Origin of the sequence: Streptomyces sp. NPDC048258, assembly GCF_043201995.1 — a bacterium.
Taxonomy (GTDB): domain Bacteria; phylum Actinomycetota; class Actinomycetes; order Streptomycetales; family Streptomycetaceae; genus Streptomyces.
Genome location: NZ_JBICZH010000029.1, coordinates 1 through 21,461, shown reverse-complemented (window position 1 = coordinate 21,461; position 21,461 = coordinate 1). Strand labels below are relative to the sequence as shown.

At 73.7% G+C, this 21,461-nt stretch carries 16 protein-coding genes; all 16 read left to right on the top strand.

The genetic code is table 11. From position 1 onward, the window contains the following. Positions 1-25: 25 nt before the first annotated feature. Positions 26-1,741, top strand: coding sequence for an FAD-dependent oxidoreductase (locus ACGFYQ_RS37665; protein ID WP_393751138.1), 1,716 nt, complete (start codon positions 26-28; stop codon positions 1,739-1,741). Then, positions 1,738-2,541, top strand: a complete 804-nt coding sequence (locus ACGFYQ_RS37660) for an SDR family NAD(P)-dependent oxidoreductase (RefSeq protein ID WP_393751136.1) — start codon at positions 1,738-1,740, stop codon at positions 2,539-2,541. The genes ACGFYQ_RS37665 and ACGFYQ_RS37660 overlap by 4 nt, the downstream gene beginning before the upstream one ends. After that, positions 2,541-3,512 (top strand): aromatase/cyclase, encoded by a 972-nt coding sequence (locus tag ACGFYQ_RS37655; protein WP_393751134.1) that lies wholly within the window; start codon positions 2,541-2,543, stop codon positions 3,510-3,512. The genes ACGFYQ_RS37660 and ACGFYQ_RS37655 overlap by 1 nt, the downstream gene beginning before the upstream one ends. 132 nt (positions 3,513-3,644) lie before the next feature. Beyond that, entirely contained in the window at positions 3,645-4,913 is a 1,269-nt protein-coding gene (locus ACGFYQ_RS37650) for a beta-ketoacyl-[acyl-carrier-protein] synthase family protein (protein WP_393751131.1), read from the top strand. Continuing rightward, a complete protein-coding gene (locus ACGFYQ_RS37645; protein ID WP_393751129.1) occupies positions 4,910-6,190 on the top strand; it encodes a ketosynthase chain-length factor in 1,281 nt (426 codons plus the stop codon). The genes ACGFYQ_RS37650 and ACGFYQ_RS37645 overlap by 4 nt, the downstream gene beginning before the upstream one ends. A gap of 31 nt (positions 6,191-6,221) precedes the next feature. Next, positions 6,222-6,494 (top strand): acyl carrier protein, encoded by a 273-nt coding sequence (locus ACGFYQ_RS37640; RefSeq protein ID WP_328930729.1) that lies wholly within the window; start codon positions 6,222-6,224, stop codon positions 6,492-6,494. Positions 6,495-6,510: 16 nt separating this feature from the next. Beyond that, complete coding sequence (locus ACGFYQ_RS37635) at positions 6,511-7,800, top strand: FAD-dependent monooxygenase (RefSeq protein WP_393751127.1); 1,290 nt, start codon at positions 6,511-6,513, stop codon at positions 7,798-7,800. A 297-nt stretch (positions 7,801-8,097) separates the two neighbouring features. Continuing rightward, positions 8,098-9,054, top strand: a complete 957-nt coding sequence (locus ACGFYQ_RS37630; RefSeq protein WP_393751125.1) for an aromatase/cyclase — start codon at positions 8,098-8,100, stop codon at positions 9,052-9,054. Positions 9,055-9,063: 9 nt separating this feature from the next. Next, positions 9,064-10,890, top strand: a complete 1,827-nt coding sequence (locus ACGFYQ_RS37625) for an acyl-CoA dehydrogenase (RefSeq protein WP_393751123.1) — start codon at positions 9,064-9,066, stop codon at positions 10,888-10,890. Then, entirely contained in the window at positions 10,887-11,702 is an 816-nt protein-coding gene (locus tag ACGFYQ_RS37620) for a 4'-phosphopantetheinyl transferase family protein (RefSeq protein WP_393751121.1), read from the top strand. The genes ACGFYQ_RS37625 and ACGFYQ_RS37620 overlap by 4 nt, the downstream gene beginning before the upstream one ends. A 46-nt stretch (positions 11,703-11,748) precedes the next feature. After that, positions 11,749-13,881, top strand: a complete 2,133-nt coding sequence (locus ACGFYQ_RS37615) for a condensation domain-containing protein (RefSeq protein ID WP_393751119.1) — start codon at positions 11,749-11,751, stop codon at positions 13,879-13,881. 83 nt (positions 13,882-13,964) lie between these two features. Then, positions 13,965-15,188 (top strand): methionine adenosyltransferase, encoded by a 1,224-nt coding sequence (gene metK / locus ACGFYQ_RS37610; protein WP_393751117.1) that lies wholly within the window; start codon positions 13,965-13,967, stop codon positions 15,186-15,188. 98 nt (positions 15,189-15,286) lie between these two features. Further along, positions 15,287-16,279 carry a carbohydrate kinase family protein gene (locus ACGFYQ_RS37605; RefSeq protein WP_393751115.1) on the top strand — a complete coding sequence of 331 codons (993 nt, stop codon included), beginning with the start codon at positions 15,287-15,289 and terminating at the stop codon, positions 16,277-16,279. Next, the gene (metH, locus tag ACGFYQ_RS37600) at positions 16,276-19,725 is read left to right on the top strand and encodes a methionine synthase (protein ID WP_393751113.1); all 3,450 of its coding nucleotides are present in this window, start codon (positions 16,276-16,278) and stop codon (positions 19,723-19,725) included. Before ACGFYQ_RS37605 ends, metH begins: the two co-directional genes overlap by 4 nt. A 43-nt stretch (positions 19,726-19,768) precedes the next feature. Continuing rightward, the gene (metF, locus tag ACGFYQ_RS37595) at positions 19,769-20,698 is read left to right on the top strand and encodes a methylenetetrahydrofolate reductase [NAD(P)H] (protein WP_393751111.1); all 930 of its coding nucleotides are present in this window, start codon (positions 19,769-19,771) and stop codon (positions 20,696-20,698) included. A gap of 35 nt (positions 20,699-20,733) precedes the next feature. After that, positions 20,734-21,461 (top strand): adenosylhomocysteinase (locus ACGFYQ_RS37590; RefSeq protein WP_393751109.1); only part of this gene is annotated, 728 nt, incomplete at its 3' end.

Here is a 21,461-nt window from a genome sequence, read left to right as displayed (position 1 = left end):
CGACCCCCGGAAGAGAGCGACCACCATGGTGACCTTCGTCGGACGGCCGCCGGTGCCCGACCCGGCCACGGTGCTCGTCGTGGGCGCGGGCCCCGTCGGCCTGACCGCCGCCCACGAACTGGCCCGCCGCGGAGTGCGCGTACGCCTCGTCGACGCGGCGCCCGGGCCCGCCCGCACCAGCCGTGCGGTCGCCGTCCACCCGCGCACCCTGGAGACCTTCGACCAGATGGGCGTGGCCGAACCGGTCCTCGCGAGCGGGCGGCACAACAAGGCGTTCACGATGTACGCCGGCGGGCGGCGCCTGGTGCGGCTGGAGGCCGACTACTCCACGATGCCCACCCGCTTCCCCTTCACCGTCGTCATCGAGCAGACCCGCACCGAGGAACTGCTGCGCGAGGCCTGCGGCCGGCTCGGCGTCACCGTCGAATGGGACGTGCGGCTGACCGGCTTCAGCCAGGACGCGGACGGAGTACGGGCCCGCCTGGAGCACGGCGACGGCCGCGCCGAGGAGTACCCGGCGGCCTGGCTGGTCGGCTGCGACGGCGGCCACAGCACCGTGCGCAAGGAGCTCGGGCTGCCGCTGATCGGCGAGTCCAGCGAGACGTGGGAGCTGGCGGACGCGCAGGTGTCCATGGACCTGCCGCCCGACACCATCTACTGGGTGCACACCGGCGGTCAGGCCCTGATGATGGTGCCCTACCAGCGCGAGGGCCACTGGCGGCTGCTCGACACCGCCCCCGTCGCCCGACCCGGCATCGCGAGCCCCGCCCAGGCCCGCGAGAGCGCCGCCCGCTTCGAAGAGCGGCTCAGCGCGGGACTGGGCCGCGAGGTGCGGGTCGGCGAACCGGAGTGGAGTTCCGTCTTCACCTTCCAGCAGCGCATGGTGCCCGCCATGCACGAGGGCCGGGTCTTCGTGGCGGGCGACGCGGCGCACGTGCACAGCCCGGCCTCCGGCCAGGGCATGAACACCGGCATCCAGGAGGCGTACAACCTCGCCTGGAAGCTCGCCATGGTCGCGCGCGGCCAGGCGGGGCGGCCGCTGCTCGCCACGTACGGGCAGGAGCGGGTGCCCGTCGGCCGCAGGCTGCTCGGCTCCACCCGGCAGGCCACCTTCCTGGTGCAGCTCAAGAACGCGCTGGCCGGGGTGATGCTGCCGGCCGTCTTCTCCGTCGTACGGGGCGCCCCGCCGCTGCGCCGCGCCATCCAGCGCAAGGTGCTCGGCGGCATGTCCGGGCTGCTGCTGGACTACCCCGACTCCCCGCTGACCACCACGGGCGGCGGGCTGCGGCCGCCGGCCGGTTCGCGCGCCGCCGCGGTCGCGGCCGGCCTGCCCGCAGGGCCCGCCGCGACCGCGCTGCACGCCGAACTCCGCGACCCCCGCTGGACGCTGCTGTACGCGCCCGACGGCGACGGGGCGAGCCTGACCGCCGAGGGCGCCGCCGCCGCGGCCGGGGACTGGCTCTCGGTCCGGGCCGTCGGCGCCCGCCCGGGCACCGCGCCGGCGCCGCTGCCCGACCCGGGCGGAGTGCTCCGCGACGCGCTGGGCCTCGCCTCCGGCGGCTGGGTGCTCATCCGCCCCGACGGCTACCTCGCGGCGAGCGGCCCCGAGCTGACCGGGCGGCGCCTGACGCGGGCCCTGGACGTGCTCGGGCCGGTCCCTCTCCAGCGCTCCTCCGTCGGCTCCCCAGCGCCTGCCGACACGGTCGAGGCAACCACCCGAGTCCTGGAGGGACGACGATGACGGCGACGACTGAACAGACGGTGCCCGCCACTTCCGTGGCACTGGTCACGGGCGCGACCAGCGGGATCGGCCTGGCCGTGGCCCGGGACCTGGGCCGGCGCGGCCACAAGGTGTTCATCTGCGCCCGCACCGAAACGGCCGTCAAGCAGGCCGTCGAGGACCTGCGCGAAGAGGGCCTGGAGGTCGAGGGCAAGGCCGCCGACGTCCGTGACAAGGACGATGTCGTCGCGCTGGTCGCGGCGGCCGTCGAGACCTTCGGCCCCATCGGCATCCTGGTCAACAACGCCGGGCGCAGCGGCGGCGGCCGGACCGCCGAACTCTCCGACGAGCTGTGGCACGAGGTCATCGACACCAACCTCAACAGCGTGTTCCTGGTGACCCGCGAGGTGCTGCGCAACGGCGGGATCGGCAAGGGCCCGTACGGCCGCATCATCAACATCGCCTCCACCGCGGGCAAGCAGGGCGTGGTGCTCGCCGCGCCCTACACGGCCTCCAAGCACGCCGTCGTCGGCTTCACCAAGTCGCTCGGCAAGGAGCTGGCGACGACCGGGACCACCGTCAACGCGGTCTGCCCGGGGTACGTCGAGACGCCGATGGCCGCCCGGGTGCGCGCCGCGTACGCCAATGTGTGGGACAAGTCCGAGGACGAGGTGCTGGAGGAGTTCGAGGCGAAGATCCCGCTGGGCCGCTACTCGACCCCGGAGGAGGTCGCCGGTCTCGTCGGCTACCTGACCACGCCCTTCGCGGCCTCGATCACGGCCCAGGCGCTGAACGTCTGCGGCGGTCTGGGGAACTTCTGATGACGGCCCTGGCCCCGGAGACCGGGCGCATCCACCGCACGGTCCACACGACCGAGGTCGCCGCCCCCGCCGGCGTGGTCTACGGGCTGATCGCGGACGCGGCCAAGTGGCCGCTGTACTTCCCGCCCAACGTCCACGTGGAGCGGCTCGCCTTCGACGGCGTCCACGAGCACCTCGCGATGTGGGCCACGGCCAACGGCGAGGCGAAGTCCTGGACCTCGCGCCGCCGCCTGGACGCGGCCGCCCGGCGGATCGAGTTCCGCCAGGAGATCCCCGCGGCCCCGCTGTCGGCGATGACCGGCACCTGGATCGTGGAGCCGCTGGCCGCCGCGCGCGCGAAGCTGACCCTGCTGCACGAGTTCTCGGTGGCCGGCGACCGGGCCGAGGACGTGGCCTGGGTGAACCGGGCCACCGACACCAACAGCCGCGCCGAGCTGGGCAACCTCGCCCGGCTCGGGGAGCGCTGGGGGCAGCTGGACGCCCTGGTGATGTCCTTCGAGGACACCGTGCGCATCGCCGCGCCCCCGGAGGCGGTCTACGCCTTCCTGGAGCGGGTCGGCGACTGGCCGCGGCTGCTGCCGCACGTCTCGCGGCTCGACGTGACCGAGCGGGGGGCGGTGCAGGTGATGTCGATGGACACCCTGACCGCGGACGGGTCCGCGCACACCACCGAATCGGTGCGGGTCTGCTTCCCCGACAGCGGCCGCATCGTCTACAAGCAGACGCGGACCCCGGCCCTGATGGAGGCCCACACGGGCTCCTGGACGGTGACCGGGGACGAGCACGGGACCACCGCCACCTCGCAGCACCGGGTGGTGGTGCGCGAGGAGGCCATCACCCGCGTGCTGGGCGAGGGCGCCGACCTGCGCTCGGCCCGCGACTACATCCGTACGGCGCTGGGGCGCAACAGCACCGCCACGCTCACGTACGCCAAGCGGCACGCGGAGAGCCTCGCGGTGCCGCCGCGCTGACGGCCCGGCGACGGGCCGAGGGGTCCCGCTGATGACGGTTCCGGCCGGAGGGCGGCCGCTCCAGCCGCCCTCCAGCGCGGTCGTCGACGCTCGGGGGGAGCGTCAGCGGAAACTACTCGTGGGGGCAGGGCGATGAGACGTGTGGTCGTCACCGGCATCGGGGTCGTCGCCCCCGGGAAGCCCGGTACCAAGGAGTTCTGGTCCCTGCTGACCTCCGGGCGCACGGCCACCCGCGCCATCACGCTCCTCGACCCCGCGCCGTACCGTTCCCGGGTCGCCGCCGAGGCGGACTTCGACCCGCTGGAGCAGGGGCTCGGCCCCCGCGAGGCCGAACGCCTGGACCGCGCCGCGCAGTTCGCCGTCGTCAGCGCCCGCGAGGCGCTGGCCGACAGCGGGGTGGCGGGATCCTTCGACCCCGCCCGGTGCGGGGTCACCCTGGGCAGCGCGCTCGGCTGCACCACCGCCCTGGAACGCGAGTACGCCGTCATCAGCGACCGGGGCGGACGGTGGCTGGTGGACCACAGCCGGGCCGCCCGGCACCTCTACGACTACTTCGTGCCGTCCTCGATGGCGGCCGAGGTCGCCCGCACCGCCGGGGCCCAGGGGCCGGTCTCCCTGGTGTCCACCGGCTGCACCTCCGGCCTCGACGCGATCGGGCACGCCGTCGACCTGGTCCGCGAGGGCAGCGCCGACGTGATGGTCACGGGCGCCGGCGAGGCGCCGATCTCGCCCATCAGCCTGGCCTGCTTCGACGCCATCAAGGCGACCACCCCGCGCAACGACGACCCGGCCGGCGCCTCGCGCCCCTTCGACCGCACCCGCAACGGGTTCGTGCTCGGCGAGGGCGCGGCCGTCCTGGTCATCGAGGAGTTCGAGCACGCCCGGCGGCGCGGCGCGCACGTCTACGCCGAGATCGCCGGCTTCGCCTCGCGCAGCAACGCCTACCACATGACCGGTCTGCGGGCCGACGGAGCGGAGATGGCCGAGGCCATCCGCGCCGCGCTCGACGAGGCGCGCCTGGACCCCGGCGCGGTCGACTACGTCAACGCGCACGGTTCCGGCACCAAGCAGAACGACCGGCACGAGACCGAGGCGTTCAAGCAGAGCCTGGGTGCCCGCGCCCACGAGGTGCCCGTCAGCTCGATCAAGTCGATGATCGGCCACTCCCTCGGCGCCGTCGGCGCCCTGGAGGTGGCGGCCTGCGCGCTCACCATCGAGCACGGCGTGGTGCCGCCGACCGCCAACCTGCACGAGCCCGACCCGGCCTGCGACCTCGACTACACCCCGCTCACGGCCCGCGAACAGCGCACGGACACCGCCCTGACGGTCGGCAGCGGTTTCGGCGGCTTCCAGAGCGCCATGGTCCTCACCCGTCCGAGCCTGAAGGCAGCCGCCGCATGAACGCCGTCGCAGACACCGCACACACCGCAGCCCCCGCGGACAGCACGGCCGCCGACACCGCCGCAGCGCCCGTGACCACCGCCGTCTTCACCGGGATCGGGGTGGCGGCCCCGGGCGGACTGGGCACCGAGACATGGTGGGCCGCCGTGCTCCGCGGCGAGAGCGGCATCGGGCCCGTCACCCGCTTCGACGCGTCCCCCTACCCGGCCCGGCTGGCCGGTGAGGTCCCCGGCTTCGTCGACGAGGACCACGTGTCCAGCCGCCTGCTGCCGCAGACCGACCGGGTGACCCGGCTGTCGCTGGCCGCCGCTCAGGAGGCCCTCGACGACGCGGGCGCCGATGTCGCCGAACTGCCCTCGTACGGGGCGGGCGTGGTCACCGCGAACTCCTCCGGCGGATTCGAGTTCGGCCACCGTGAACTGCAGGCCCTGTGGAGCCAGGGCCCGCAGCACGTCAGCGCGTACCAGTCGTTCGCCTGGTTCTACGCCGTCAACAGCGGCCAGATCTCCATCAAGCACGGGCTGCGCGGCGCCTCCGGCGTCGTCGTCTCCGAACAGGCCGGCGGTCTCGACGCGGTGGCCCACGCCCGGCGCCAGCTCCGCAAGGGCGCCCGGCTCGTGGTGACCGGCGGCCTCGACTCGGCCCTGTGCCCCTGGGGCTGGGCCGCGCACCTCGCGGGCGGCTCCATGAGCACCGTCGACGACCCCGCCCGGGCCTACCTGCCGTTCGCCGAGGACGCCTCGGGCCACGTGGTGGGCGAGGGCGGAGCCCTGCTCGTCCTGGAGGACGCCCGGAGCGCGGAGCTGCGCGGGGCCCGCGTGTACGGCAGCCTGGCCGGGCACGCGGCCACCTTCGACGCCTCGCCGGAGCGGCCGCGGCTGGCCGACGCCGCGCGCCTGGCGCTCGCCGACGCCGGACTGGAACCGGCCGACGTCGACCTCGTGTTCGCGGACGCCGCCGGGGAGCGGGCCGCCGACCGGGCCGAGGCCGAGGCCATCGCCGCCGTCTTCGGACCGTACGGGGTGCCGGTCACCGCACCCAAGAGCATGGCCGGGCGGCTGTCCGCGGGCGGCGCCGCACTCGACCTGGCGGCGGCCCTGCTCGCCCTGCGCGACCAGGTGATCCCGCCGACCACCGGCACCGTGCGGCCCGCCGCCGACTGCCCCCTGGACCTGGTCACCGGCATACCGCGCAGGGGCGTGGCGCTGCGCACCGTCCTTGTACTGGCGCGGGGCCGGGGCGGGTTCAACGCGGCGGCCGTCGTCCGGGCCGCCTGACACCACCACCGAAACAGAGGGAGAGACGTCCATGGGACAGGAGCAGATCGAACTGGCGGACCTGGTCAGGCTGGTGCGCGAGTGTGCGGGCCAGGCCGAGGGGACCGACCTCGACGGCGACATCCTGGACTGCGATTTCGGGGACCTCGGCTACGACTCGCTGGCCCTGCTGGAGATCACCGGCCGGGTCGAGCGCGACTACGCCGTCATGCTCGACGAGGAGGAGCTCGACGAGGCCTACACCCCGCGCCGCTACCTCGACATGGTCAACCGGGCGCTGTCCGCCTCCCGGGCCGCGGTCTGACATGGAGGTGCGGCCCGTGCAGGGAACGGACGGACGAGCCGTGCGGGGCGCGGACGTACGGGAGACCGACGTGTGCGTGGTCGGCGCGGGTCCCGCGGGCCTCGCCCTGACCCTCATGCTGCTGCGCTCGGGCGTGCGCACCACGCTGGTCGAGCGGGCCACCTCCTTCCGCCGGGACTTCCACGGCGAGATCCTGCAGCCCGGAGGGCAGCGCGTCCTCGACGACCTGGGGGTGCTGGCACCGGCCCGGCGCCGCGGCTCGCGCGCCCTGGACGGGTTCCAGGTCGTGCAGGGCGAGCGGCTGCTGCTCGACATCGACTACCGGCGCCTGGCCGCCCCGTACGACCACCTGCTGGCCCTGCCGCAGCCCTTCCTGCTCGGCGAGCTCCAGGGCGCCTGCCGCCTGCTGCCCGGGTTCACGTACCTGGAAGGCCACCGGCTCGCGTCGCTCGTCGAGAAGCGCCCCGGCGCCCCGGTCACCGGGGTGGTCACGCGGGGACCCGACCACACCCCGACCGAGGTCCGCGCCCGTGTGGTCGTCGGCGCCGACGGGCGGTACTCCAAGACCCGCGCCCTCGCCGGCATCGCCGCCGGGCGCTCGGAGGCCTTCGCCCAGGACGCGGTGTGGTTCTCGCTGCACGCGCCCGGGCGGCAGACGGGCAGGGTCAGGGTGCACCGGGCCGGCGGCGGCCTCGTGCTCGTCCACGAGTCCCACCCCGACCGGCTGCGCGTGGGCTGGACCCTGCCGCACGGCGGCTGGCGGGACGTCGTCGCGCGGGGCATGGCCGACGTACGCAGGGAACTCACCCGGGCGATCCCGCAGTTCGCCGACCTGGTGCACGAACAGCTGTCCTCGCCGGCCCAGCTGACCCTGCTCGACGTCTTCGCCTCGCACGCCGGGGACTGGGTCCGCGACGGCCTGGTCCTGCTCGGGGACGCCGCGCACACGCACGGGCCCATCGGCGGCCAGGGCGTCAGCCTGGCGCTGCAGGACGCCGCCGCCCTGCACCCCGTCCTGGTCGACGCGCTGCACGCCGGCCAGGTCTCCCGGGAGCGGCTCGTCCCCTACCAGCGGCGGCGCTCGCCCGTCGCGCAGGCGGTGCACCGGATGCAGCGGGTCCAGGCCGGCGCGATGTTCGGCCGGGGCGACGGCCCGCTCGCGGACTTCGCGCGCACCCGCGCGGCCGCCGCGCTCAGCCGTACCCCGGTCGGGGCCCGGATCGCCCGCCGGGTCGCCCACGGCACCGATCCGCTCGGGGTCCGGACCGACCTGTTCACCGCCCGCGCGGCAGCCGCGAACGTCTAGGGGGTGTCTTGCCGATCAGGCCGGGCTCGCGGCGTCTGGTGCCGCGCCTCGCCGCGTTCTCGTCGGTCCCCGACGCTCCGCGTCGACTCTCCCCCAGACTCCGTCCGGGGGGACCCCCATCCTCGGCCTTGCGATGCACGGCACCAGACGCCGCTCCCTGATCCGGCCCGATCGACAAGACACCCCCTAGCCCCTGTCCGGGGCGTGGCGGTCCCTGACCGGTCCTCAAGCGGACTTCCAGCCCGCTTCCGGCGGCCTCGGGGACATTCGTGAGTCCAGGGCGAGAGAGGCGGGCCGATGTCAGGTGAGCGAGTGCACCGCAAGACGTACACGGTGGACGTGGCCGCACCCGCGGGCGTGGTGTACGGGCTGATCGCCGACACCACCCGGTGGCCGCTGATCATGCCGCCCAGCGTGCACGTGGAGCGGCTCGACTTCGACGGGACCGAGGACCGGTTCCAGATGTGGGTCACGGCCAACGGCCAGGTGAAGTCCTGGTTCTCGCGCCGCGCCTTGGACCCGGTGGCCCGGCGCGTCGACTTCCGGCAGGAGACCCCGGCGGCCCCGGCGCTGGCCATGGGCGGGCGCTGGAGCGTGGACGCACTCGCTCCCGGGCGGTCCCGGCTCACCCTCGACCACGACTTCACCGTGGCCGAGGACCGGCCCGACGACGAGGCCTGGGTGGCGCGCGCCACCGACACCAACAGCAGGGCCGAACTGGACCGGATCAAGGAGACCGCCGAGAACTGGGCGCGCCTGGACGACCTCCTCCTCACCTTCGAGGACCGGATCCGGGTCAAGGCGCCGCCGGAGCTCGTCTACGCCTTCCTGTACGGGGTCGACGACTGGCCGGCCGTCCTCCCGCACGTCAGCCGCGTCGAGCTGACCGAGGACGTGCCCGGCATCCAGCTGCTGAGCATGGACACCCTCACGGTCGACGGCTCCCGGCACACCACGGAGTCCGTCCGCATCTGCTTCCCGCACGCCTACCGGATCGTCCACAAGCAGACGACGACCCCGCGCCTGCTCGCCGCGCACACCGGCGAGTGGTCGCTGTTCCCCGACGAGACCGGCGTCACCGCCGTCTCCCGGCACAGCGTCCTGCTGCGCGAGGAGGCGATCGCCGAGGTGCTCGGCCCGGACGCCGACATCGCCCAGGCCCGCGGTCACGTGCGCGAGGCGCTCGGCCGCCACAGCACCGCCACCCTCGGCCGCGCCGCCCACCACGCGGAATCCGCTGTCCGTACCCTCTGAAACGGGGAGTTGAGCACCACGATGACGATCTCCCTGGAACCCCGCCCGCCCATGTCCGCGCCCGACGCGCCCCGTGCGCCCCACGCGCTCGACGCGGCCGGTGCCGCCACCCGTGCCGCACGCCTGGAAAGCCTCCTCGGGGACCCGCACGACCCCGCCAATCCGCACGGCATCGCCGCCCTCGCCGCCGCCGACGCCCGGCGGGAACCGCCCGCCGCCACCGAGGAACTCCTCGCCGCGGCCGGGCTCGGGGCCGAGTTCGTGCCCGCCGGCTCGTGCGGCCGGCTGACCCGTGCCGACCTGCTCGCGCAGGTGCTGCGCCCCGTCTTCCGCCGCGACGTCGCCCTCGGCTTCGGCTACGGCATCACCTCGCTGTTCGCGACCGCCGCCGTATGGGCCGCGGGCACGCCCGAGCAGCGGGCCGCGGCCGCCGCGCCGCTGCTGGCCGGCGGCCGGGCCTCGATCGTCCACCACGAGATCGCCCACGCGAACGGCATCCTGCGCGACGAGTTCACCGCCGAGCCCGAGCCGGAGCCTCAGGGCGGGCCCGGACGGCCCGGTGGCGGCTACCGGCTCAGCGGCCGCAAGGACGTCATCATGAACGCCGCCCGGTCCGGCGCGTACGTGGTCTACGCCCGGACCGCGCCCGCCCGCGGCCCGCGCAGCCACTCGGTCTTCCTGCTCGACGCCGACGTACTCGCGGCTGCGCGCGCCTCCGGACAGCTCGCCCACCTGCCCCGTGTCCCCACGCCCGGCATGCGTGGCGGCCTCTTCTCCGGGCTGGAGTTCAGCGACTGCCTGCTGCCCGGCCGCACCCTGGTCGGACGCGAGGGCGAGGGCGTGGCCCTGGCCCTGCGCACCTTCCAGGTCAACCGGTGCCTGATCCCGGCCGTCGCCGTCGCCGCGGCGGACACCGTCCTGCACTCCGCCGTACGGGCCGTCACCGCGGGCCGCACCGCCCCGGTCGCCCGGCGCTGGCACAAGCCGCTCGCCGGGGTCTTCGCCGACCTGCTGGCCGCCGACAGCATGGCGACCGTGTCGCTGCGCGCGCTGAGCCTGCTGCCCGGACACGTCAACGTGCTGGCCGCGGCGGTCAAGTACGTCGTACCGGACATGCTCCGCGAGAACCTGGAGGAGCTCGCCGGGGTGCTCGGCGGCCACGGCTACGCGCACGGCGACGCCCAGTACGGCGCCCTCGACAAACTGGTCCGCGACCTGCCGGTGGCCGGCCTCGGGCACGCCGGAACGGCCGCCTGCCAGGCCGTCATCGTCCCGCAGCTGCGCTCCCTGGCCGCCCGTTCCTGGTTCAGCCTGCCCGAGCCGCCGCCCGGCCTGTTCCGCGGCGGACCGCACCTGCCCGACCTGGACTACCGGCTGCTGGGCATCGCCGGGGGCGACGACTTCCTCACCGCCTCGCTGGTGGGCGCGGCCGACCGGCTCTCCGCGACCCGCCGGGTCGGCGGGCAGATGGCCGCGCTCAGCGACCTCGCCGACGGCTTCGTGAACGAACTGCGCGGGCTGCGCGCGGACTGCGCGGCGCTGCCCGCCGAACGGGCCGCGCTGGCCGGGCCCGGGGTGGCCGTGCTCACCGACCGGTACGCGCTGATCCTGGCGGCCGCCTCGGTGCTCGGCGTCTGGGAGGCGCAGGACGGCACGGACGGCTTCCTCGCCGACCCCGCCTGGGCCGTGCTCGCGCTGACGCGGATCGGCGGCCGCCTCGGCATCGCCGTACCCGACCTGCCCGAGGGCTGCCTCGCGCAGGTGCTCGACGAGCTGATCCGCCGGTTCCGCACCGGTCGCAGCTGCGACCTCGAGGGCACGGAGCTCACCCGATGAACCCCGCAGGCGCGCCTCCCCTTCACGTCACCGGCCCCGACGGGCCCTGGGAAGCGGTTTCCGCGGGACTCGAACGGCGCGGCAGCGTCGTGGTGTACGCGACGTGGGGGGAGTGGCTGACCGCGGCGCTCGCGGACACCGCGCTGCGCCCGCTGCTGGGCCGGGACTGGCAGCGCTACCGGCGCACCCCGGACGCGGCGGTCCGCTACCGCTTCGTCACCTCGCGCATGGTCGTCAAGTACACGGCGGCGGCGGCGCTGCGCACCGATCCGGCCGCGCTGGACCTGTCGTACCGGCTCGGCGGACGCCCGTACATCCGCGGCATGAGCCAGATCGACGTCAGCCTCAGCCACACCGAGGACCTCATCGCCGTCGGCATCAGCAGGACCGGACGGATCGGCGTGGACGTGGAGCCGGCCGACCGGCGGATGTCCTTCGAGTTGCTGCGGGACCGCGTGTGCATCCCCGCCGAGGCCGCCGAGCTCGACCGGATGCCCCCGGAGCGGCAGGTCGCCGAGATGCTCCGGCTGTGGACCCTCAAGGAGGCCTATACCAAGGCCCTGGGACAAGGGCTGAGGCTGGGTTTCACGGAGTTCGGCTTCGGTCTGGCCGACGGCGGACTGCTGGGGCCCGACGGCAGTCCGGCGGGGGGCGGCGCGTGGTCGTTCGGGACGCACCGGGTGCTGAGGCGGTACCTGCTCAGCACGGCCTGTTCCGACACCGGACTGGACACCGCACGTGACACGGCGGCGGACACGATGTTCGACGAGGGGTTCATGAGCGCCGTGGAGGAGGAGCTCGAGGCCGGCTGAACCCCTTGTGACGAGACAACCCTGACAGGAGAGGAGGAAGGATCCGATGATCACGGCCATGGCGGTCGTCCTCGTGCCCGGCCCGCCTCCCTCGCTGGAGCTGCACGGGCCGCTGGAGGCGGCACACCTGGAGGCGGCACTCGCCCTCCTCCCGGCCTGCGAGCCCACCCTGGAACGGCACTCGGACACCCACCACACCCTCACCGTGGCGCCCCACCCCTTCCCCGTCGGGCTGCTGTCCGACCTGCTCACCGCGGCGCCCGCGCGCCCGCGTCCCCGGACCCGATCCACCGGCCCGGCCGCCACCCGGCCCCGGGCCGCCGGTCCGGGCCGCGGCCCGCGCCCGCTGCCCGTACCCGCGTCCCCGCTCCAACGGGACCTGCTGCTCGACACGCTGGTGCGCCCCGGCGCCGGACTCCACGTCGAGCAGCTGCTGGCGCGCTGGTACGGGCCGCTGGACCTGCCGCGCTTCACCGCGGCCTGGCGCACGGTCTACGACGGTGACGCGGCCCTGCGCACCGCGCTGGCCGACTCCGCGGGAGCACCGCCGTCGATGGTCGTCCACCCGTGGGTGGACCCGCGGATCGAGCACCACGGCGTCGGCGGGGCCGACTGGCACACCCTCGTCCTGCGCGAGCGGCTGCGCGAGTTCGACCTGCGCGACCCGGGCCAGCTGCGCATCGCGCTGCTGGACGAGGACGCACCGCCCGGGCGGGCGCGCCCGTCCGGGCCCACCCGGATCCTGTTCACCTACCACCGCGCCTTCCTCGACGAGCGCAGCGTGCGCGGCCTGCTGCGGGCCTTCCTGCGCGCCTACCTCGCGGACGGCAGGCCGCTCGGCGGCGAGCGCCGCCCCGACGTCCGCGACCACGCGCACTGGCTGGCCCGCCAGGACACCTCGGCCGCACGGGAGTTCTGGTCGCTGGCCGCCCCGCCGCCGGACGCCGTCACCCTGCCCGCCCTGCCGTCCGACGATCCGGACACCCTGGCCCGCGTACCGCAGGAAGGGCCCGGCCACGGGCGGACCCGGGCGCGGCTCACCCCGGTGGAGGCGGCGCGGCTGCGGGCCTGGGCGGCCGTGCAGGGGGCGACCGAGTCGACGGCCTTGAACGCGGTGTGGGCGCTGCTGCTGTACCGGGCCGCCGCTCGCGCACAGCTCCCCGACCCGGTGACCGTCGCGTTCTCGGTGGCCGTCTCGGGCCGCGGCATCACCCTCCCCGGCGTCGAGCTGCTCTCCGGCGCGCTCGGCAACTCCCTTCCGCTGGACGTGGACGTACGGGGCCGCATGCCGGTGGCGCTGCTGCTGGACACGCTGAGCGGCCACGCCCTGGACCGCGCGGCGTACGAGTGGGTGTCCGCCGGGCAGATCGAGGACTGGACCGGCCGCCGCGGCCCGGCGGACGCGCCCTTCGAGTCCCTCGTCGTCTTCGAACCGCGGGCCGCCGCCGGCCACACTGGCTGGGGCTCCTGCGGTACGGGACCCGGGTGTGACGCCGTCGTGGACGAACTCGCCGAAGCGGGCGTACAGCTGGACCCGCCGGAGGTGCTCGCGGCCCACACCGCCCTGCCGTTCACCCTCTTCGCCCACCACGACACCGCGGGCGGACTGGTCCTGACCTCGGTCCACGACCGCGCCAGGTTCCAGGACGCCGACGCGGCCGGCCTCCTCTCCCAGGCGGCCCTGCTGCTGCGCACCCTTCCCGACGGCCGGGGCGCCCTGGACGTGTCCGGGGCCCTGGAACTGCTCGACGGCATCCCCGTACCGCGGGTGCGGCCCCGCCCGGCCGCCGCGGTGCGGGTCCTGCGCGCGGCCGCCCGTCCCGGGGCGGGCACGATCTGCCTGCTGCCCGCGCCGGGTTCGCCGCCCGGCTGCTACGACGGGCTCCCCGAGTTCTACGCCGGCCCGCAGGCCCTGGTCACCCTGCCCGGCGGGGACGACCCGGCCCTGTACCTGCAGGCCCTGCGGCCCGCGCTGGCACGCGGGGAGCCGGTGTGGCTCGGCGGGGCCTCCGGCGCGGGCGACGCCGCCTGGCGGGCCGCCGAGCGGATCGCCGCGCACGGCTGGCAACCGCCGCTGGTCGCCGTCGCCGGCGCCGCGGACGGCGGAACCGGCCTGCTGCGGGCGCTGGCCCGTGCGCTGACGGCCGCGGCGCGCAGCCCGCGGCTGGGCACCGGATGACCTGCCCGCCGTCCCTTCCGTTCCCTCTGCCCTCTCCGCTTCCCCGTCCCCTCTGCCCTCCGTCCCAACCCACCAGGAGTGACATGTCCCGCCGTCTGTTCACCTCGGAGTCTGTGACCGAGGGCCACCCCGACAAGATCGCCGACCAGATCAGCGACACGATCCTCGACGCGCTCCTCACCGAGGACCCGGCCTCGCGCGTGGCCGTGGAGACCCTCATCACCACGGGCCTCGTGCACATCGCGGGCGAGGTGACGACGAAGGCGTACGCGCCGATCGCGCAGCTCGTCCGCGACAAGATCCTGGAGATCGGCTACGACTCCTCGGCCAAGGGCTTCGACGGCGCCTCGTGCGGTGTGTCCGTCTCGATCGGCGCGCAGTCCCCGGACATCGCGCAGGGTGTCGACACGGCGTACGAGAGCCGGGTCGAGGGTGCCGCCACAGGTGAGGAAGGTGACGAGCTGGACAAGCAGGGCGCCGGCGACCAGGGCCTGATGTTCGGCTACGCCTGCGACGAGACCCCCGAGCTCATGCCGCTGCCGATCCACCTCGCGCACCGGCTCTCGCGCCGGCTGTCCGAGGTCCGCAAGAACGGCACGCTCCCGTACCTGCGCCCGGACGGCAAGACCCAGGTCACCATCGAGTACGACGGCGCCGCGGCGGTGCGCCTGGACACCGTGGTCGTGTCCTCGCAGCACGCCTCCGACATCGACCTGGAGGGGCTGCTGGCCCCCGACATCCAGGAGCACGTGGTCGAGTACGTGCTGGCCCAACTGGCGCAGGACGGCATCAAGCTGGAGACCGAGGGCTACCGGCTGCTGGTGAACCCGACCGGCCGCTTCGAGATCGGCGGCCCGATGGGCGACGCCGGCCTGACCGGCCGCAAGATCATCATCGACACGTACGGCGGCATGGCCCGTCACGGCGGCGGCGCCTTCTCGGGCAAGGACCCGTCCAAGGTCGACCGCTCCGCCGCGTACGCGATGCGCTGGGTCGCCAAGAACGTCGTCGCCGCCGGGCTGGCCTCGCGCTGCGAGGTCCAGGTCGCGTACGCGATCGGCAAGGCCGAACCGGTGGGCCTGTTCGTCGAGACCTTCGGTACGGAGACGGTCGCCACCGACCGGATCGAGGACGCGATCGGCGAGGTCTTCGACCTGCGCCCGGCCGCGATCATCCGCGACCTGGACCTGCTGCGGCCGATCTACGCCCAGACCGCCGCCTACGGCCACTTCGGGCGCGAGCTGCCGGACTTCACCTGGGAGCGCACCGACCGGGCCGAGGCGCTCAAGGCCGCCGCCGCCCGCTGACAGCGCCCCGTCCCACCCCACCCCGTCCCGTCCCGTCCCACCCCGCCCCGCCCCGCCCACGGGCGGGAGTCCGGCCCCACCTGCCCTCAGGAGAGAACGTGCGTATAGCGGTGACAGGATCCATCGCCACGGATCACCTCATGGCCTTTCCGGGCCGGTTCGTCGACCAGCTGCTTCCCGACCAGCTGGAGCACGTCTCCCTGTCCTTCCTGGTCGACTCCCTGGAGGTCCGGCGGGGCGGGGTGGCGGCCAACATCGCCTACGGGCTCGGCGTGCTGGGGCTGGACCCCGTACTCGTCGGAGCCGTCGGCCCCGACTTCGGCGAGTACGAGGTCTGGCTCAAGGAGCACGGCGTGGACACCGGCGGGGTGCACGTCTCCGCCGGGCACCAGACCGCCCGCTTCATGTGCATGACCGACCAGGACTCCAACCAGATCGCCTCCTTCTACGCGGGCGCGATGGCGGAGGCCGCCGAGATCGACCTGCGCGGGGTCATCGCCCGCGGCGGCCCCCTGGACCTGGTCCTCGTCTCGCCCAACGACCCGGCCGCGATGGTCCGCCACACCGAGGACTGCCGCCGGCTCGGCATCCCCTTCGCCGCCGACCCCTCCCAGCAGCTGGCCCGCCTCTCCCGGGACGAGGTGCGCAGCCTCGTCGACGGGGCCCGCTGGCTCTTCACGAACGAGTACGAGTCCGCGCTGCTGCGCGAGCGGGCCGAGTGGAGTGCCGAGGACGTGCTCGCCCGGGTCGGCACCTGGGTGACCACCCTCGGCGCGAAGGGCGTGCGCATCGACCGCCAGGACGCTGCCGTCCTCACCGTGGCGGCGGTTCCGGACGTGCCCGCCGAGGACCCGACGGGCGTCGGAGACGCCTTCCGCTCGGGCTTCCTCGCCGCGGTGAGCAAGGGACTGCCGCTGGAGGCCGCCGCCCAGCTCGGCTGCGCGATGGCGGCGCTGGTGCTGCGGGCCGTCGGCTCGCAGGCGTACGAGGTCGAGCCCGCCGCGCTGCTCGACACGATCCGGGCCGTGTACGGGCCCGCGGCGGAGCGGCGGCTGGACGGCGTACTGGGGTCCCGGGGAGGCGCGTCGTGAACCGGGCCGATGCCCTCCGAGAGGCGCTCGCCACCCGGGTGGTCGTCGCCGACGGAGCCATGGGAACGATGCTCCAGGCGCAGGACCCCACGATGGAGGACTTCCAGCAGCTGGAGGGCTGCAACGAGGTCCTCAACGTCACCCGCCCCGACATCGTCCGCACCGTGCACGAGGCGTACTTCGCCGTCGGCGTGGACTGCGTCGAGACGAACACCTTCGGTGCGAACTTCGCGGCGCTCGCCGAGTACGACATCGCGGAGCGCAACTTCGAGCTGTCGGAGTCCGGTGCCCGTATCGCGCGTGAGGTCGCGGACGAGTTCACCGCTTCCACGGGGCAGCAGCGCTGGGTCCTGGGTTCGATGGGCCCGGGCACCAAGCTGCCCACCCTCGGCCACATCACGTACGCGAAGATCCGCGACGCCTACCAGATCAACGCCGAGGGGCTGCTCTCCGGCGGCGCGGACGCGCTGCTCGTCGAGACCACCCAGGACCTCCTGCAGACCAAGTCGTCCATCATCGGCGCACGGCGGGCGATGGAGGCGCTGGGCGTCTCCGTTCCGCTGATCTGCTCGGTGACCGTGGAGACCACCGGCACGATGCTGCTGGGTTCGGAGATCGGTGCCGCGCTGACGGCGCTGGAGCCGCTGGGCATCGACATGATCGGGCTGAACTGCGCGACCGGTCCGGCGGAGATGAGCGAGCACCTGCGCTACCTCGCCCGCAACGCCCGCATCCCGCTCTCCTGCATGCCGAACGCCGGCCTGCCCGTGCTCACGAGCGAGGGGGCGCACTACCCCCTGTCGGCGGCCGAGCTCGCCGACGCGCAGGAGACCTTCGTCCGCGAGTACGGACTCTCCCTCGTCGGCGGGTGCTGCGGTACGACGCCGGAGCACCTGCGCCAGGTCGTGGAGCGGGTGCGCGGCGCTGCCGTCACCGAGCGGAAGCCGCAGCCGGAGCCGGGCGCCGCGTCGCTGTACCAGACGGTGCCGTTCCGCCAGGACACCTCGTACATGGCGATCGGTGAGCGGACGAACGCCAACGGGTCGAAGAAGTTCCGGGAGGCGATGCTGGAGGCGCGCTGGGACGACTGTGTGGAGATGGTGCGCGACCAGATCCGTGAGGGCGCGCACATGCTCGACCTGTGTGTGGACTACGTGGGCCGTGACGGTGTCGCGGACATGGAGGAGCTGGCCGGGCGTTTCGCGACGGCCTCGACGCTGCCGATCGTCCTGGACTCGACGGAGGTTCCCGTCATCCGGGCGGGTCTGGAGAAGCTGGGCGGCCGGGCCGTCATCAACTCCGTCAACTACGAGGACGGCGACGGTCCCGAGTCCCGCTTCGCGAAGGTCACCCGGCTGGCGCAGGAGCACGGCGCCGCGCTGATCGCGCTGACCATCGACGAGGAGGGCCAGGCCCGCACCGTCGAGCACAAGGTCGCCATCGCCGAGCGCCTGATCACCGACCTCACCACCAACTGGGGCATCCGCGAGTCGGACATCCTCATCGACACCCTGACCTTCACCATCTGCACCGGCCAGGAGGAGTCCCGGGGCGACGGCATCGCCACCATCGGGGCGATCCGCGAGCTCAAGCGCCGCCACCCGGACGTCCAGACGACCCTCGGTCTGTCCAACATCTCCTTCGGCCTGAACCCGGCCGCACGCGTGCTGCTCAACTCGGTCTTCCTCGACGAGTGCGTCAAGGCCGGCCTGGACTCGGCGATCGTGCACGCGAGCAAGATCCTGCCGATCGCCCGTTTCGACGAGGAGCAGGTCACGGTCGCCCTGGACCTGATCTACGACCGGCGGGCCGAGGGCTACGACCCGTTGCAGAAGCTGATGGCGCTCTTCGAGGGCGTCAACATGAAGTCCCTGAAGGACGGGCGGGCGGAGGAGCTCCTCGCGCTGCCGCTGGACGAGCGTCTGCAGCGCCGCATCATCGACGGCGAGAAGAACGGCCTGGAGGCCGACCTCGACGAGGCCCTGCAGACCCGTCCGGCGCTGGACATCGTCAACGACACGCTCCTGGAGGGCATGAAGGTCGTCGGCGAGCTCTTCGGCTCCGGTCAGATGCAGCTGCCCTTCGTGCTCCAGTCCGCCGAGGTGATGAAGACGGCCGTCGCCCATCTCGAACCCCACATGGAGAAGACGGACGACGAGGGCAAGGGCACGATCGTGCTGGCCACCGTCCGCGGCGATGTCCACGACATCGGCAAGAACCTCGTCGACATCATCCTCTCCAACAACGGCTACAACGTCGTCAACATCGGCATCAAGCAGCCCGTCTCCGCGATCCTCGAAGCGGCGCAGGAGCACAAGGCCGACGTGATCGGCATGTCCGGTCTGCTGGTGAAGTCGACGGTCATCATGAAGGAGAACCTGGAAGAGTTGAACCAGCGCAAGCTGGCCGCCGACTACCCGGTCATCCTCGGTGGCGCCGCGCTGACCCGCGCCTACGTCGAGCAGGACCTCCACGAGATCTACGAGGGCGAAGTCCGCTACGCCCGCGACGCCTTCGAGGGCCTGCGCCTGATGGACGCCCTCATGGGCGTCAAGCGCGGCGTCCCCGGCGTGGAACTCCCGCCCCTCAAGCAGCGCCGCGTGCCCAAGCGGGACACCCCCTTCCTCGTCGCGGAACCGGTGGACGGCGGCCGCTCCGACGTGGCCGTCGACAACCCCGTCCCCGCCCCGCCGTTCTGGGGCACCCGCGTCATCAAGGGCATCCCGCTCAAGGAGTACGCCTCCTGGCTGGACGAGACCGCCCTGTTCAAGGGCCAGTGGGGCCTCAAGGACGCCGAGACCATCGAGACGGACGGCCGGCCCCGGCTGCGCGGCTGGCTGGACCGGCTGCACACCGACGGGCTGCTGGAGGCCGCCGTCGTCCAGGGCTACTTCCCCTGCGTGTCCAAGGGCGACGACCTGATCATCCTGGACGAGAACGGATCCGAGCGGACCCGCTTCTCCTTCCCCCGCCAGACGCGCGGCCGCCGCTTCTGCCTCGCGGACTTCTTCCGCTCCGAGGAATCCGGTGAGACCGACGTCGTCGGCCTCCAGGTCGTCACCGTCGGCAGCCGCATCGGCGAGGAGACCGCCCGGCTGTTCGCGGCCGACGCCTACCGCGAGTACATGGAACTGCACGGCCTCTCCGTGCAGCTGGCCGAGGCCCTCGCCGAGTACTGGCACGCCCGCGTCCGCGCCGAACTGGGCATCGCCGGATCCGACCCGGCCTCCATGGACGGCATGTTCCGCACCGAGTACCAGGGCTGCCGCTACTCCCTCGGCTACCCCGCCTGCCCCGACCTGGAGGACCGCGCCAAGATCGCCGACCTCCTGCGGCCGGAGCGGATCGGCGTCCACCTCTCGGAGGAGTTCCAGCTCCACCCCGAGCAGTCCACGGACGCCATCGTGATCCACCACCCCGAAGCGACGTACTTCAACGCACGCTGACCCCTCCGGACGCCGGATACCGGTCGATGAACGGAAGTGAGCCATGGCAGCAGTCCTCACCGAGCGCCCGGCGCTCGCGCACCCCAAGCCCGGGCCCGCGCGGCCGGGCGTACGCGAACTGCTGGCCAGCGGCCGGCGCTCGTACTCCTTCGAGTTCTTCCCGCCGAAGACGGAGGCGGGGGAGCGCACCCTGTGGGACGCGATCCGCCGGATCGAGGCCCTCGCACCGTCCTTCGTCTCCGTCACCTACGGCGCGGGAGGCTCCTCCCGCGACCGCACGGTCGAGGTCACCAAGCGGATCGCGACCGAGACCACGCTGCGCCCGGTGGCCCACCTGACCGCGGTCGGGCACTCGGTCGCCGAGCTGCGCCACATCATCGGCCAGTACGCCGACGCCGGGATCCGCGACGTCCTCGCCCTGCGCGGCGACCCGCCGGGCGACCCGAAGGGCGTGTGGACCCCGCACCCGCAGGGCTTCACGCACGCCCACGAACTGGTCGGCCTGATCCGCCGGCTGGGGGACTTCACCGTGGGCGTGGCCGCCTTCCCCGAGCGCCACCCGCGCTCACCGGGCTGGACCGAGGACATCCGGCACTTCGCCGCCAAGTGCGAGGCGGGCGCCGACTACGCGATCACGCAGATGTTCTTCCAGGTGGAGGACTACCTGCGGCTGCGCGACCGGCTGGCCGCCGTCGGCTGCCTCACCCCGGTGATCCCCGAGATCATGCCCGCCACCGACGTACGGCAGATCCGCCGCTTCGCCGAGCTGAGCGACGCCCGCTTCCCCGAACACCTCGCCCGGCGCCTGGACGCGGTGCGCGACGACCCGGCCGCCGGCCACGCCATCGGAGTGGAATACGCGACCGCCATGGCCGAACGGCTGCTGGCCGAAGGCGCCCCGGGCCTGCACTACATCACCCTCAACCGCTCGACGGCGACCCGAGAGATCCACCAGAACCTCAACGTCAACTGACCCTGAACCTCGACGCCCACACACCGGAGTAGTCCATGCCCAGCCAGTCCACAGCCGAGTTCACCGACTTCAAGGTCGCCGACCTGTCCCTTGCCGCGTTCGGCCGCAAGGAGATCACGCTGGCCGAGCACGAGATGCCGGGCCTGATGTCGATCCGTGCCGAGTACGCGGCGGCCCAGCCGCTGGCCGGGGCGCGCATCACTGGCTCCCTGCACATGACCGTGCAGACCGCCGTGCTCATCGAGACGCTGGTGGCGCTCGGCGCGCAGGTCCGCTGGGTGTCGTGCAACATCTACTCGACGCAGGACCACGCGGCGGCGGCGATCGCGGCGGCCGGCATCCCCGTCTTCGCCTGGAAGGGCGAGACGCTGGAGGAGTACTGGTGGTGCACGGAGCAGGCGCTGACCTGGCCGGGCCACGTGGGTCCGAACATGATCCTCGACGACGGCGGTGACGCCACCCTCCTCGTCCACAAGGGCGTCGAGTACCAGAAGGCCGGCGCCGTTCCGGACCCGTCCACCGCGGACAACGAGGAAATGGCGCTGGTCCTGGACCTGCTGCGGAAGACCACCCTCGACTGGACGGCGCTGGCGGCGGAGATCCGCGGCGTGACCGAGGAGACCACCACCGGCGTCCACCGCCTGTACGAGATGCACCAGGCGGGCGCGCTGCTCTTCCCGGCGATCAACGTGAACGACGCCGTCACCAAGTCGAAGTTCGACAACAAGTACGGCTGCCGGCACTCCCTGATCGACGGCATCAA